At 62.9% G+C, this 14288-nt stretch carries 9 protein-coding genes and 1 pseudogene; all 10 read right to left on the minus strand.

The window, feature by feature from the left end; translation table 11 throughout:
- Positions 1 to 56: 56 nt before the first annotated feature.
- Positions 57 to 3956 (minus strand): YhdP family protein, encoded by a 3900-nt coding sequence (locus tag HKD46_RS04895; RefSeq protein WP_171864986.1) that lies wholly within the window; start codon positions 3954 to 3956, stop codon positions 57 to 59.
- A complete protein-coding gene (rng, locus tag HKD46_RS04900; RefSeq protein WP_010672637.1) occupies positions 3957 to 5426 on the minus strand; it encodes a ribonuclease G in 1470 nt (489 codons plus the stop codon).
- Positions 5427 to 5505: 79 nt separating this feature from the next.
- Positions 5506 to 6093 (minus strand): nucleoside triphosphate pyrophosphatase, encoded by a 588-nt coding sequence (locus tag HKD46_RS04905; RefSeq protein WP_010672636.1) that lies wholly within the window; start codon positions 6091 to 6093, stop codon positions 5506 to 5508.
- 52 nt (positions 6094 to 6145) lie between these two features.
- Positions 6146 to 6631 (minus strand): rod shape-determining protein MreD, encoded by a 486-nt coding sequence (mreD, locus tag HKD46_RS04910; RefSeq protein ID WP_010672635.1) that lies wholly within the window; start codon positions 6629 to 6631, stop codon positions 6146 to 6148.
- Positions 6631 to 7539, minus strand: a complete 909-nt coding sequence (gene mreC, locus HKD46_RS04915) for a rod shape-determining protein MreC (RefSeq protein WP_029313545.1) — start codon at positions 7537 to 7539, stop codon at positions 6631 to 6633. The genes mreD and mreC overlap by 1 nt, the downstream gene beginning before the upstream one ends.
- 41 nt (positions 7540 to 7580) lie before the next feature.
- Positions 7581 to 8621, minus strand: a complete 1041-nt coding sequence (locus HKD46_RS04920) for a rod shape-determining protein (protein WP_005308111.1) — start codon at positions 8619 to 8621, stop codon at positions 7581 to 7583.
- A gap of 216 nt (positions 8622 to 8837) precedes the next feature.
- Entirely contained in the window at positions 8838 to 12230 is a 3393-nt protein-coding gene (locus HKD46_RS04925; protein ID WP_113978236.1) for a DUF6701 domain-containing protein, read from the minus strand.
- A 107-nt stretch (positions 12231 to 12337) separates the two neighbouring features.
- Entirely contained in the window at positions 12338 to 12838 is a 501-nt protein-coding gene (locus tag HKD46_RS04930; protein WP_372587656.1) for an MSHA biogenesis protein MshP, read from the minus strand.
- Positions 12828 to 13691, minus strand: coding sequence for a PilW family protein (locus HKD46_RS04935; protein WP_113978235.1), 864 nt, complete (start codon positions 13689 to 13691; stop codon positions 12828 to 12830). Before HKD46_RS04935 ends, HKD46_RS04930 begins: the two co-directional genes overlap by 11 nt.
- Positions 13691 to 14161: pseudogene (locus HKD46_RS04940) on the minus strand (MSHA biogenesis protein MshD); the annotation flags it as partial. The gene HKD46_RS04935 and the pseudogene HKD46_RS04940, both read right to left, overlap by 1 nt.
- Positions 14162 to 14288 lie beyond the last annotated feature (127 nt).

The following is a 14288-nucleotide window of genomic DNA, read 5'->3' on the forward strand; positions in this document are numbered from 1 at the left end:
CTGCACTATGAGGGGTTTGGCGGCCGGGGGAAAGTCCCCCAGCCCGGTGCATGCCCTCAGCGCTGACCCGAGCCCTGATGCTTGGGATCGAGCAGGAAGGGGGTGACCTCCTTGGCGGGCAGGCCGGGCGCCACCGCATCCACCGCCTCCTTCTGGTGCTGGTTGAGCTTGATGCGGGCGCGATCCCGCCCCGCCTCCACCAGCCTGGGGGCGTCCAGCGGGCCGGAGACCCGAAAATCGATGCGGGTCACCACGTCCACCACGGGCTCCAGCAGCTTGGAGAGGGCCAGCACATAGAGCCCGGTGATGGGGGTCAGGGAGAAGGCCGCCACCACCGGCAGGGTGCCGCCCAGGTTGGGGGAGAAGCTCAGATCAAAGTCGAGCCGCCAGCGCACCAGATCCGCGATGCCCTTGCCCCGCAGGTTGCCCGCGGCCCCCTTCATGTAGAAATCGTTGTTCTCCACCACCCCCTGATTGACCTTGGCGGAGGCGGACATGGACTCGAAATAGAAGCCCTTGTCGAAGACGTCGCGAAAATCGAGGCGCAGCTTGCGCATCAGGGAGTCGAGGCTCAGCAGGGAGAGAAGTCGGGCCCCCTTGTCGTTGACCTCCCGCAGGGTCCCCCCCTCCAGCTGGTAGTCGGCGCTGCCCGCCAGGGTCGGCAGGCTCAGGCGGTAGGGCACGTCACGCCAGTTCAGATCCAGCGCCAGCTTGCCCGGGGCATCCCCGATGGGCGAGGTATAGCCAAGCCGCTTGAGCAGGAGCTCGCTGTTGCGGGTCTCGAGGTTCACCCTGGCACGGGTCTGCATCTGGCTGCCACGGGCCAGCCACTCGGCGCTGCCGCGCAGGGTGCTGCCCGCCAGGCGCATCTCCAGTCCCTTGAGATCCAGCCGGTTGGCCCCGGGCAGCAGCTCCCCCTTCACCTCACCCAGGGGCAGCTCGCCGAAGCGGCAATCCACGCAACTGAAGGTGAGCCAGGGAATGGCATTCATGATGGCCCTGTCCTGGCGCTCATCGGGATCCGGGCTGAGATCGGTCCCCTTGCCGGACCAGTAGATGCGGGCAAACTTGGCATCGATGGGGCGCCCATCGGCCACCGGCACCCGCACCACCCCCATCACGTCGGGGCTGTCGATCATCACCTCGGTGGCCTGGTTCACCGGCCCCAGGGTGAAGTGCACCGCCTTGAGGCTGGCACTGCCGATGTCGGCACGGGCCAGCTGGCCATCTACCCACCACTCCTGGGGCAAGAAAGAGGGGCCCACCACCGCATTGTCACTCGGCGCCGAACCGGCCGGCAGCCACTGCTTGAGACGAGCCAGCCAGCCGGCCACGTCCGCCTGCTGCTGGTTGATGGCGAGCAGCATGGGCTTGTCCTGCATCACCCGCGCCCCGGGCTGGCCGATGTTGACCCGCACCCGGCTGAGGTAGGGGACGCCGTCGCCGTACACCAGGCGGCTCTGCATGTCGATGTCCGCCCCCAGCACGGCGCGGATGTCGGCGCTGCCATCCCGCCCACGGGCCGTCACCTTGAGGGGCAGCCGGGTACCCGCCGCCTTGGTCAGGGGCACAGGCAGATCCAGCCCCATGCCCTGCAGGTTGGAGTCCAGCGCCAGCTGGAAGCTGAACGCCTTGTTCTCGGGCAGGGTCAGCCCCAGGGTACCCGACCAGTTGCTGCGCCCCTGGAGCATCTCGAGGGCCGGTATGTCCCGGCGCTGGCGGCGGCTGTCCCACTGCCCCTGGAACTTGAGATCGGCCTGATAGCCGTGGGGCAGTTGCCGCCCCTGATAATCCAGGGTCAGCGGCTGGTTCCACAGGCTGGCCTTGAGGTTGTGAATGCGAGTCTGCTCGTTGTCATACTCGAGCGTCCCTGCGACCCCGTCGAGGGGTAGATCCAGGGAGGCGATCCTCACCTTGTTGTCCTTGAAGCTGGCTTCCCCGCTGGCCTTGACCTCCCCCTCGCCATCCAGCGGTATGTCGAGCTTCACCGTGCCCTTCATGGGGCCGCGGATCTCCACCTCCCGCAGCGCCTGACCGACGGATCCCCCCAGCGGCGAGTCCTGCAAATAGTCGCTGATGGCCTTGCCCTCGCCCTCAACCCTGGCATCCACGTAGAGGTGAGCACCCGGATAGAGGTCCGGGATCCAGGCGTGCACCGAGTCGGAGCTGGCCTTGCCGAGCTGGGTGGCGCGGCTGTTCATGTCGAGGCTGGCGTTCTGGAACAGCAGATCGATCTGCAGGTCGGTCAGCGGCTGCCAGCCCGGGAAAAACTCGTAGGTGGCCTGTTGCAGCGGCACCGCCACCTGGAAGACGCCCTTGCCGTTGTCGTAGGGGAAGTCACGGAATTCGCCGTACCAGAGCAAGTCTGCACCCTTGGCCTTGCCCCCCTTGATGGCGCCGCTCAGGTAGCTCACCAGCCCCTCATCCATCACCGCCAGGGGGTAGTAGCGATCCGCATGGGCCGCGTTCTTGACGTCGATGCGCCCGGTCAGGGCGAGGAAGGGGTGCTCGAACAGCTCGAGGCGAAACCGGCTGGCGAGGCGCAGATCCGGGTTGTCCAGGGTAATGTCCTGGCCATAGAGCACCCAGCCTTGCGGCGCCCGCCACCAGTCGAGGGCCGCACCCAGGCTGTCCACCGGGATGGGTTCCTTGAAGTGGCGGGCCGGATCCACCTTGCCCTTGCCCAGGGTCAGGCGGGCACGCCCCCCGTTCGGGGTCAGCCAGAAGTCACCGTCCAGCTTTTGCAGACCGGGCACATCGTGCCAGGCCCGGGTCCCGAAGCCGCGCAGTTGCCCCTGCAAAGAGAGCCCCTGCCAGTCCCCGTCGGCCTGCAGGACCAGCTCCTGCAACTGGCCTCTTGGCCGGGTGCGCTTGAGGGTCTCGGTCAGCTCGGGATAGAGGCCGGAGACCAGCTGGCTCAGGTTGGCAATCTGGTCGAGATCGATGGCGGGCACATAACCCTGGATGCGCGAGCCGATGCGCTCGAGCTGCAGGCGGCTGTGCAGCCAGGTGGCGCCATCGAGCTTGAAGGTGACGTCGTGGCTGGCGAGCTGCCACGCCTCGCCGTCCCGGCGCAGCTGGATCTTGCCTCCCTGCAGGTCGAGGCGGTGTGGCTCCCCCTTGATCTCGTCTTTCCAGATCAGGTGGTTGTTGCCAAAGGCCAGCAGGGAGTTGCCGAGCCTGCCCTTCTCGAACTCGCTCCAGAGCTGGAAGTCGAGCTGGCCGCTCACCGGCGGCGCGCCGGCGTGGATCCGGGCCAGCATGGGGCTGATGTCCAGCTCGCTGGCCCCCAGATAGAGCTGGCCCTTGAGGCGGTCGAGCCGCACCTCGGGAGCATCCACATCGATGATGAGGTCCAGGGTGCTCTCCCCCACCCCGTTGATGAGATAGGCCTTGCCGACCCCCTGATGCCGCTTGCCGCGGTTCTGCCAGCGCAACTGGGCGATGTCGAGGGCGCGCACCTCCCCCAGTGCCGTGGTGAGGCTCAGGCGAGTGTCGTGAATGTCGAAGGTGGAGAGCTGGGTCAGCAGGAAGCGCAGCAGGGCCTCCTGCTGGTTCGCGCTCTTCCCGCTGACAGGGGTGGCGGGCTGGGTCATGTCCAGCGCGATGTTGCCGTCGCTCAGGATCAACTGGCCAAACACCGGTCTGAGTTCGTTGAGGGAGCGCCAGAAGTCGAGGTGGGCCCACACCTTGCCAAGGCGCAGGGAGAAACGCCCCGAATCGGGGGCGATGGCCAGTCCTTCCAGCCCGATGGCCGGGCCGCGGGGAGTCCACTCCAGCCCGACGTGATCCACGCTCACCTCGAGCTGACTCTCCCCGAGCAGGGTCCCTATCACGGCCGCCCGGTGCTGGTTGAGCAAAGGGCCGCCCAGTCGTACCACGCTGACCAGAACGGCCAGCAGCACGAAGAAGACTCCGAGGGCCAACCAGCCCCGACTCAGCCAGCGATAGACCAATTACATCATCACCACATCGAACTGTTCCTGCCCACAGAGCGGCTCGGAGACCACCCTGACCTGCTTGCCGATGAAGACTTCAAGCTCCGCCAGACTGTGGGACTCCTCCCCCCGCAGGTAATCGGCCACCGAGGGGGCCGCATAGACGGTGAACTGATCCGCGTCGTAGGCGCGGTTGACCCGGATGATCTCCCGCAGGATCTCGAAGCAGACCGACTCCACCGTCTTGACCCGGCCACGCCCCTTGCACTCGGGGCACTCGGCGCAGAGCACGTGCTCCAGGCTCTCCCGGGTGCGCTTGCGGGTCATCTCCACCAGCCCGAGCTGGGAGAAACCGTTGACGTTGGTCTTGGCCCTGTCTTTGGCCAGCGCCAGCTCCAGGCTGTGCAGCACACGGCGACGGTGATCCTCGGACTGCATGTCGATGAAGTCGATGATGATGATGCCACCGAGGTTGCGCAGGCGCAGGTGACGGGCGATGGCGGCAGTGGCCTCGACGTTGGTGTTGAAGATGGTCTCTTCCAGATTGCGATGGCCGACGAAGGCCCCGGTGTTGATGTCCACCGTGGTCATGGCTTCGGTCTGGTCGATGATGAGGTAGCCGCCGGATTTGAGCTCCACCTTGCGCTCCAGGGCCCGCTGGATCTCGTTCTCCACGTCGTAGAGATCGAAGATCGGCGACTCGCCGGTGTAGTACTCCAGCTTGTTGGCAAGCTCGGGCACGTACTCCTCGGTGAAGCGCTTGAGCTGATCGAAGCTCTGGCGCGAGTCGACCCGGATCTTGTCGAGCTCGGCACCGACGAAGTCACGCACCACCCTAAACGCCAGGCTGGGATCCTCATAGAGGATCTTGCAGGGGGGATACTTCTGCTTGCGCTCGAGGATCTTGCGCCACAGGCGCTTCAAGAAGGCGGCGTCCTGCTCCAGCTCCTGCTCCCCCACCCCTTCGGCGGCGGTGCGGATGATGTAGCCGCCCAGTTCGTCCACATAGCCGGCCACGGTGCGCTTGAGGCGCTCGCGCTCCGCCTCGGATTCGATGCGCTGGGAGACCCCTACGTGGGCACTGCCCGGCATGAAGACCAGATAACGGGATGGCAGGGTGATGTCGGTGGTGAGGCGGGCCCCCTTGGTACCGAGCGGGTCTTTGACCACCTGTACCATGATGTCCTGCCCCTGGCGCACCAGTTCGGCGATGTTGCCGGCCTGGAACTGCTCCTTCTCCTTGATCGCCACGCACTCGGTATGGGGGACGATGTCGGAGGCGTGCAGAAAGGCGGCCTTGTCCATGCCGATGTCGACGAAGGCGGCCTGCATGCCGGGCAGCACGCGGCTGATCTTGCCCTTGTAGATGTTGCCCACGATGCCGCGCTTGGCCTGACGCTCCACATGCACTTCCTGCAGCAGACCGTTCTCGACCAGGGCGACCCGGGTTTCGGAGGGGGTGACGTTTACCAGCAGTTCTACCGACATAAGTTACCTTGCCTTTCTAGTTTTGAATTCTGGCACGACGAACAACGGGTAACTCAGCAGCGCACTGCTGACGAGAGGATTACCGGGTCTGCTCGAGGTGCTGCTTGATCAACAGGTCCGTCTCCAGCAGGGGCAGGCCGACCACGGCACTGTAGCTCCCCTCGAGGCGACTGACGAATTTGCCGGCAATGCCCTGGATAGCATAGGCGCCCGCCTTGTCGCACGGCTCGCCGGTGCGCCAGTAGGCTTCGATCTCGGCCTCGTCCAGCTTGCGAAACGCCACGTTGGTGGTGACCAGCCGCACATCGCACCGCTCCGGGGTGGCCAGGGCCACCGCCGTCATCACCTGGTGTACCCGCCCGGAGAGGGCTTCCAGCATGTCTTTGGCGTCCAGCAGGTCGGAGGGTTTCTCCAGCACCCGCTCCCCCAGCACCACTATGGTGTCGGCCCCCAGCACAGGCAGCGCCGTCGGCGCCGCGGCCACACCGGCCATGGCCTTGTCGCGGGCCAGCCGGCAGACGTAATCCTGGGGCTTCTCACCGTCGTTGCGCAGCTCCGGCACATCCAGCTTGAGGACCTCGAAACGGTAGCCCAGGCGGGTCAGAAGCTCGTGCCGGCGGGGGGAGCCCGAGGCGAGATAGAGTTGCAGTTCGTTGTGCTTGTTCATACTTCACTCAATGAGACGATGCGCAGTTACAATGCGTTGTTTTTATTCACATTCACTTGATATTGAAGCGACGCCGCACCTTGCGCAAGACCATAAAAATCCAGGGCCATATTAACATCGTCGTCAACGTCGACCAAAAGTAGGCGAAGTTGAGGCTGGCCCGGCTGAACAGATGCTCCGCCCAGAACACGGTGATCTTCCCCACCAGGGAGAGCAGACCGATGATCAGCGCCTGCTGCCAGAGGGAGAAGTTGCGGATCTTCTGGAACTGGAAGGCCGCCAGGTAGGTGGTGATGGCCATGGCCATGGCCCGCACGCCGAGGGTGCTGCCGAGCAGCACGTCCAGCAGCAGGCCCGCCACCCAGGCGGTGCCGACGTTGGTCCGGTGCGGCAGCGCCAGCGCCCAGTAGATGAGCACCATGGCGAGCCAGTCCGGACGGAAGGGTTCGAATTGAAAGGGAAGCGGCAGGATGGAGAGGCACAGGGCCAGCAGGATCGAACACCAGATCCAGATCCTGCCGCTGGCGGGTTGCAGCATCAGCGCGTCGCCCCCGCCGCCGAGGTTGCCGTGGCCGCCGAGGCGCTCGCCGCAGGCTCAAGGGCATCCTTGTCGTGTACTTCCGGTTTCTTGTCGGTCCACAGCAGCAGCAGGTAGCGCAGACGGTCCAGCGCCACCAGCGGCTTGGCCTCGATCTGGGCGAAGGGCTTGCCCTCCACGTAGTCGGAGCGGGTCACGGTCGCCACCGGATAACCTTCCGGGAAGCGGCCGCCCAGGCCCGAGGTGACCAGCAGATCGCCGACCTGGACGTCGGTGTTGCGGGGCAGGTTGCGCAGCTCCAGCTTGTCCAGCTCGCCGCTGCCGGAGGCGATGGCGCGCAAGTCGTTGCGCAGCACCCGCACCGGGATACCGTGGCTGGAGTCGGTGATGAGCAGGACGCGACTGGTGGTGGAGCCCACGTGGAGCACCTGACCGACCACCCCCTGATCGTTGATCACCGGCTGGCCGTTGTAGACGCCATCCAGCGCCCCCTTGTTGATCAGCACCTGATGGCTGAAGGGGTCGGAATCCACCGACAGCAGCTCGGCCACCATCTTGCGGGACTCCTTGTGTACCGGCGACCCCAGCAGCTCGCGCAGCCGCTGGTTCTCGTGCTCCAGCTGATCCATCTTGAGCAGGCGCGAGCGCAGGGTGAACAGTTGCTGCTCCTGCTGCTTGGTCTGCTCGATGAGATCGGCGCGGGTCTGCACCTGGGTCGACATGGTGTCGAGCAGGGTGCCGGGGGCGTTGGCGATGTATTGCAGCGGGCTCACCAGGGAGCTCAGATAAACGCGGACATGGCTGAACACACCGAAGCGGGAATCCGCGACGATGGCAGCGACGGAGATGATGACGGCGAGAAACAACCGTAACTGAAGCGAAGGGCCTCTACCGAAGATGGGTTTCATGAGTCGTCAAAAAAGAGCCGGCGCTCGGCCGGCTTTGGGTCTTATTCGTAGTGGAACAGATCGCCACCGTGCATATCGATCAGCTCCAGCGCCTTGCCACCGCCACGGGCGACACAGGTGAGGGGATCTTCAGCCACGACGACCGGGATGCCGGTCTCTTCCATCAGCAGACGGTCGATGTCCTTGAGCAGGGCACCACCACCGGTCAGCACCATGCCGCGCTCGGAGATGTCGGACGCCAGCTCGGGCGGGGATTGCTCCAGGGCCACCATGACGGCGGAGACGATGCCGGAGAGCGGCTCTTGCAGCGCTTCCAGGATCTCGTTGGAGTTCAGGGTGAAGCTGCGGGGCACACCCTCGGCCAGGTTGCGACCGCGCACTTCGATCTCGCGCACCTCTTCGCCCGGATAGGCGGAGCCGATCTCGTGCTTGATGCGCTCGGCGGTGGCTTCCCCGATCAGGCTGCCGTAGTTGCGACGCACGTAGCTGATGATGGCTTCGTCGAACTTGTCGCCACCGATACGGACGGACTGGGAGTAGACCACGCCGTTCAGGGAGATGATGGCCACTTCGGTGGTACCGCCACCGATGTCCACCACCATGGAACCGGTCGCTTCGGAGACCGGCAGGCCGGCACCGATGGCGGCAGCCATGGGTTCATCGATCAGGTAAACCTCGCGGGCGCCGGCGCCCAGAGCGGATTCCTTGATGGCGCGACGTTCCACCTGGGTGGAGCCGCAGGGTACGCACACCAGCACGCGCGGGCTGGGGCGGAAATAGTTGTTGTCGTGAACCTGTTTGATGAAGTGCTGCAGCATCTTCTCGGTCACGTAGAAATCGGCGATCACGCCGTCTTTCATCGGGCGAATGGCGGAGATGTTACCCGGGGTACGACCCAGCATCTGCTTGGCGGCATGACCGACAGCAGCGACCGATTTGGCGTTCCCGCGCTCTTGGCGAATGGCGACAACTGAGGGTTCGTTAAGGACGATCCCTTGATCTTTTACATAGATCAGGGTGTTGGCAGTTCCCAAGTCGATCGACAGATCGTTGGAAAAGACGCCTCTGAGCTTTTTGAACATGGCTACGGGAAATCCTAAGAATTTGGAGGTGCAGAAAACCGGCTAACTTTACCAATGCCCACCCCAATGGGCAAGCGCTCAAACTGTCGCCAATCAATCAGGCGCGACAAAAATGCGAGTCATCACTCACCCGCTCAGGCCGACAAACACTACGAAACAAGGAGATAAGACGCCACTGTACAGCAATGCGTCTATCTCCCCGTGTCAGCCCGGGTGTCAGGGCATCACTTCGCGGCGATAAATAATGCGATCGTTACCTCGAGTGGAGCCGAAAATGGCCTCCCCCGCCTGAGTAAGTGGATCCGACAGCCAGAGTGGCCGTGACGGCTGTTTCGACAATTCCACCTTGTAGGGGATGCCAACAACTTTATTTGGTACTGGTACTAGCGCAGAGAAATGAAACAGGATCTCACCTTTGTTTGCCGTCGCTACACTGGCTGGCGCAGCCAGACCACTGAGCGTCAAAGTGCTACTGAAAGATTGCGGCGGCATGGTTCCTGGTACCTGACCCGTGACCTCATAAGAACCATTATTGAGACTGATCTTGTGCGTCGGATCCAATGGAACAAAACCTCCTTTGGCAAGAGATAGCTGTGTACAAACATCCGCTTGGTTGATTTTCCACGCCGCTCCTTCGAAATACTGCACCTGCAACGGCAGCATCAGAGGGGCGCTGGCGACCCCTTGTCTGGTGCTGGCCAGCACTCGGCCGTAACGCAGCTCCTGAGTTCCCAGCCGAATGGCGTTACAACCAACCCCTTGACATCCCCCCGCAACGCCGGGGTTCATATCAGCCCCTGTCAGTACCGTTTCCCCCCCGTCTTTGTCATCCATTCGCAGGCCGATATCAAGCAGGGAGAGCGGCTCTTCCGGGGCTGCCCCCCGATCAAATCGGGTATTATCCCGCTGATCCACCGTGGCAACGCCATCGATCCAGCTCAGAGAGGGAGACATGGAGAAGCGTGTTGAACGGTCCACCCCGTCGAGGGCATTGGCCGCGACCATCTGTGCAATTCCCTTGGCGAAGCCCTCTTTATAATTCTGCGTGGTTACTCCCTGATTGTTACGAGCCTTGATAATAAAACCACTTTGGAAGGGCTGGCTCATATAAGTAAAGATGTTACAGGCAGGTGTGATAAAGCCGCCGCTTAAGCTGTAATCCCAGGGCACGAAGCGCCCCACCGGCACACTGGTGGCGGCGGGAATGGTGGAACCGAAGTAGCCTGAGGTCGGCGGTGTCGCCGTCATCTGGAAGACTCCGACCTCGTTGAGCGACTGGGTGACGGCATTGAGGTTGTTGCTGGCCGTGATGGCATGGTCATAACTCAGCTTGCTGACCACCGCCTCGACCCCGGGCTTGGGGGCCACCAGCTGGCTGCCAAGCGCTATCTTGGCCAGTGTGAAGTTGGGGGTCGCCAGATTGCCGCTGCAAAAATCGCTGTCGTTATCGGCCTGCCAGGCCACGGCGCCGATATTCAGCTGGAAGTCATCGCCCGCCTTCTTGAACACCGGACAGCTGACATCCCCTGCCGTGCAGGCCCCTTGGGCAGGGGTGATGCAGAGCCCGACCGGGCGGCTGACGAAGAGATCCGAGCCCGTCATCACCAGACCCGCCGTGTCGCCGCTGCCATCGTGGCGGGCGTTGAGCCGCATCTGGCCCGCATCCGGGTAGCTGACCGTCAGGGTCGCCTCCCCTTTGGCATCGAAGCTCAGGTTGCTGAGGGTGGCCGCCCCCTGCGCGGTGGCGATGGCGCTGCCGTTGACCATCACCCTGCTGCCGAAGGTGTTGGTCGCCGGGCTGACGTAGTCGCTCCAGAAGCTGACGGCTTTGCTCACGTTGGCGAAGCTCGGCACGCACTGCTGGGTCACATTGTCTTTCCTGACCGCCTTGAGCTGCACCTGCTGGGGTCTGTTGGCCAGGGTGTCCAGCACGTCAAAGATGAAGCCGCTGTCGGCGAAGCTCAAGGTACAGGCGGCGGCGCTCAGTGCCCCGCTACCCGCCCGGCACAGGGTTCCATGGAGGAAGCCGGGGGTCGAACTTGAGACCCCGATGGTCACGGCACTGGCCGTATTATTACGCAGCTGGGCCGAGGTCGAGCCCCCGCTGAAGACCACCTGATTGCCACCGACCCAGCCATTGCTGCCAGAGCTGGGAGAGAGGCTCAGGGTAGCGCTGACCTGCTCGGTGACGAGCTGGGAACAACCCGCGTTGGCGCAGGCCTTGATGACCACGGTCTCGGGGTTGCAGGTGAGCGCCTGACCGGAATGGGAGAGTTCGAAGTGATCGAGCTGGCTTCCCCCCGAGCCGCCGCCGCAGGTGATATCGCCAAAATCGACTTTGTCGACCGCATCTTGTACAAACTGGAAGTTGTTGCTGCCGCCCAGATCGACGCTGCCGCCGGCGGCAACTGCCCCCCTCAGCTCCGAATTACCGGTCATCTTGACGTCGCCCGCTACATAGAGGATGCCATTGATACGGACCTGGCCCACCACGTTGAGCAAACCCTTGACATAGATCAGCAGGTTTTCCGGTGCACCACCCACGTTGAGCTGGGCATTGTTCAAGGTGAGTTCGTTGAAATAGAGCCGTGCCGTCACGCCGGTGGTAACCAGCGCAGCGTCATTTCCGAAGCTGCCTCGATTGAAGTCGTGATCGCCAGGCGCAAAGACGTTGCTGTTATTCGGTGCCCCCGTGCAGGTGGTCACCCCCTTCTTCTCCTCGCAGCTGAGATCGCCGAGCGGCGGCTCCAGTATGCCGGGTGGAGGGGTCATGATGACCCCCCCAGAGGGGGGATCGGTAAAGATGTTTTTGCAGGTGGACGATGGGAGCACTGCATCTCCCTTGTTGATCACGCTATTATCCCTGACTTCCAATGCTCTAGACGTGATCCGGCCAGTCAGGGTCGCTTGGTTGCTCAGGGTCACTTTGCCACCCGCATAGAGGTAACCAACAAAAGAGCCGCTCTGCATGGCGAAGTCGCCGTAGCTGACCCAGATCAGGTTCTGCTTGCCCCCCGCATTGAGCGAGAAATTGTTTTGCAAGGTAGGGGTATTCTTGACGAAGATCCGGGTCAACGCCTGATCCACACTCTGCAACTTGATGGTGGTGCTATCGAGGGAAAGCGTCTCGAAAAAGTGATCTCCCGGTCCCAGGGTCAGGGTGCCACCATTGCTCATGGTAAGGCTCTTGACCTGGTAACCGGGCTGGGCGGTCATCGTCAGCTGACAACCACTGCTGGTGACAGTGCGGTAGTCCTTCTGGCTCAACGCCGCGCTGCCGTTGTTGGTACAGGCGAGATCCGTCGTGGAGCCATTGGTGGGGAAAGCATTGTTCCCTGTCAGGCTGAGCCCAGCAATATCCCGCCCCGTGACGGCGCAGACCTTGTAACCCCCTTGGCCATCGTCACAGTTCTTGGTGTTGTTTTGGTTAGCGCTGATGGAGCAAAACGCCAGCTTGTTGCCGCCGGTACCATTGATTTTTGGCTGATTAACTTCGCTCAACTGAGGATTGGGCACGTTAGTACAGGCCGCTGCCTCCACCCCATGATGCCCCTGCACCACGGCCGGGAAATAGGTGCTGGTATTGATGGCATCAAAGGCGCCACTCATACCGCTAAACAACCCCAACAGGCCGCAGAGGATAGCGCGGACCCAAGCCCGGGCCGTCGCAGACTCCCGAAGACTCAAGGGTGAACCGTCACCAGCACGCTTCTGTCTCAAGGTATGTCTCCATCAAAGGCTTCCGCTTCCACTGTTCGGCTAACAGCAAAATCCGGGTTCGGGCTGTTCAGATCCTGATCGCCGCAACGCCCTTCGCTGCGAAGCCGGTAGCCGGTCTGGGTGGTTCCGGCCGCACTTACGACCACAGTTGTGCAAAACAACCGTGCCTGGCAGTTAATCAGACCTGGATCCGGGGGGAAGGTAATTGGGGTAGGAGGGGGGTTAGTGGCAACACAGCGCAGCTCGCTTCCGCCACTCGCACTGGCATTCCAACTGCCATTGGGATAGAGCCGATAGAGCGCTATCTCCAGTCCGCTCTGGGCCGCCATCAGGGCCCGCACGCCACGCACCTCGACCGTATTCTTCTCGCCGCTGTCCACCAAAAAGCGGCCCATGGCCGCCGCCAGCAAGGCCATGATGACGATGACGAAGAGCGCTATCATGATGGCGCTGCCGCGCTGGGCCCGCCTACTGGTGGGGAGCGGCTTAAGGAACATTGAGCACCTCCAGCTTGTGGTTGAAGCTGACGCTCTCGCCGCGCTGCTCAAACACTAGCCGCAGCCCCACCTCGCTCGGGCTGAAGGCCGCGGGATCCCGATAGAAATAGGATTCGGTGGGCCGAATATGTTCTGCCATCAGGACGGGTGCGGATCCACTGTACCGCATCAAGGCACCTTGGGCGTCAATGCAATAACGCACCTGCTGGTTGGCAAAATAGATGCGTTTGGCGGGAGATTCCCCATCAAATACCCTATCCACCACTACAGTCCCTATCCCGTTCACTGCGTTCGGTGGCGGCACCTTCACAGCCGCCACACAGTCGCCATAGACGCATCCCGTTTCTAAGCCTCCATCTCCTGTGATGGGATACACAACGGCCCAATCTTTATAAGTAGGAAGTTCACTGGCGGATGAAGCCACCAGCGTTAGCTCGAGGCCTTCTGCAACGGGTTTATTGAGGCTCAGATAACGGCTGACGGTGGCAATGGGCCAGAAGCGCAGGCAGGCGCCTTGTCCCCCACTATTAGAAGCCTCCACTTGCACCGAGCCGGGCACCGCATCGCGCAACTCCCGATTTAGCCGCTCCATGGCGAAGCGAGCATCGCTCATCAGTTGCTCGCGGCGGCTGGCATCCCCGTAGATCTGGGTGCCGATGCCGATAAACTGGCTGGAGAAGGTCGCCATCACCCCGAGCAGCAGGATCACCATCACCAGTTCCACCAGGGTGAAGCCCCGCCCCCGCCCAGGTTGGGCGCAGGCTCGATGAGCGAAGCCTGATCGGACGCGGTAACGGGGTGTGGTCACAGCTGCGTCATCGAACGCGGCATCACGGGAGTGCGGCTGGTCCATCAGTAGTTCCCCCGATAGAGGGCAAACGCCAGCTCGCTCTCATCCGGCAGACGCACTGTCAGGGCGACGCGCTTGCCGATAGACTCGGCCCCTGGCCCGGTGCTGCCAAACAGGGTATCCGGGGTGACGGCGATCCTGATCTGATAGTGGCGATACTCCTGGTCGCTGACGCCCTCGGCATCCGTCTGGGTAAACAGGTTGGCGTCCACCCAGTGACCCCCGGTGTCGAAATCGTCCACGTCGTTGAAGGCATAGGGGCGGGTCTCGCCCCCCTCCGGGCCGTAGTCGGCGCTGGCGGTGCAGGGGGGATAGGTCACCGCAGGGGTGCCGACGGTCTCGCCGCAGCGAAAACGGCCGCCGTTGTGATCCGAGTGCTCATCGAAGGATTTTTGCAGCACCTCGCTTAAGATCCGCTGGGCCAGCTGGGCGGCCCGTACCTGCTGCACCGGATCCACCGCCTGGGGTGCCTGATACCAATCGGATTAAACATTAGGTCAGTTTTATCCAATCTCGGCTACAAAGTGACATCACCCGCTCCACATCGGCAATAAAGTGCTTCCAGGCCGATGTGCAGGCATCAAGGATGTCGTCGTAATC

This window comes from Aeromonas sp. TW 6 (genome assembly GCF_013168745.1).
Taxonomy (GTDB): domain Bacteria; phylum Pseudomonadota; class Gammaproteobacteria; order Enterobacterales; family Aeromonadaceae; genus Aeromonas; species Aeromonas caviae.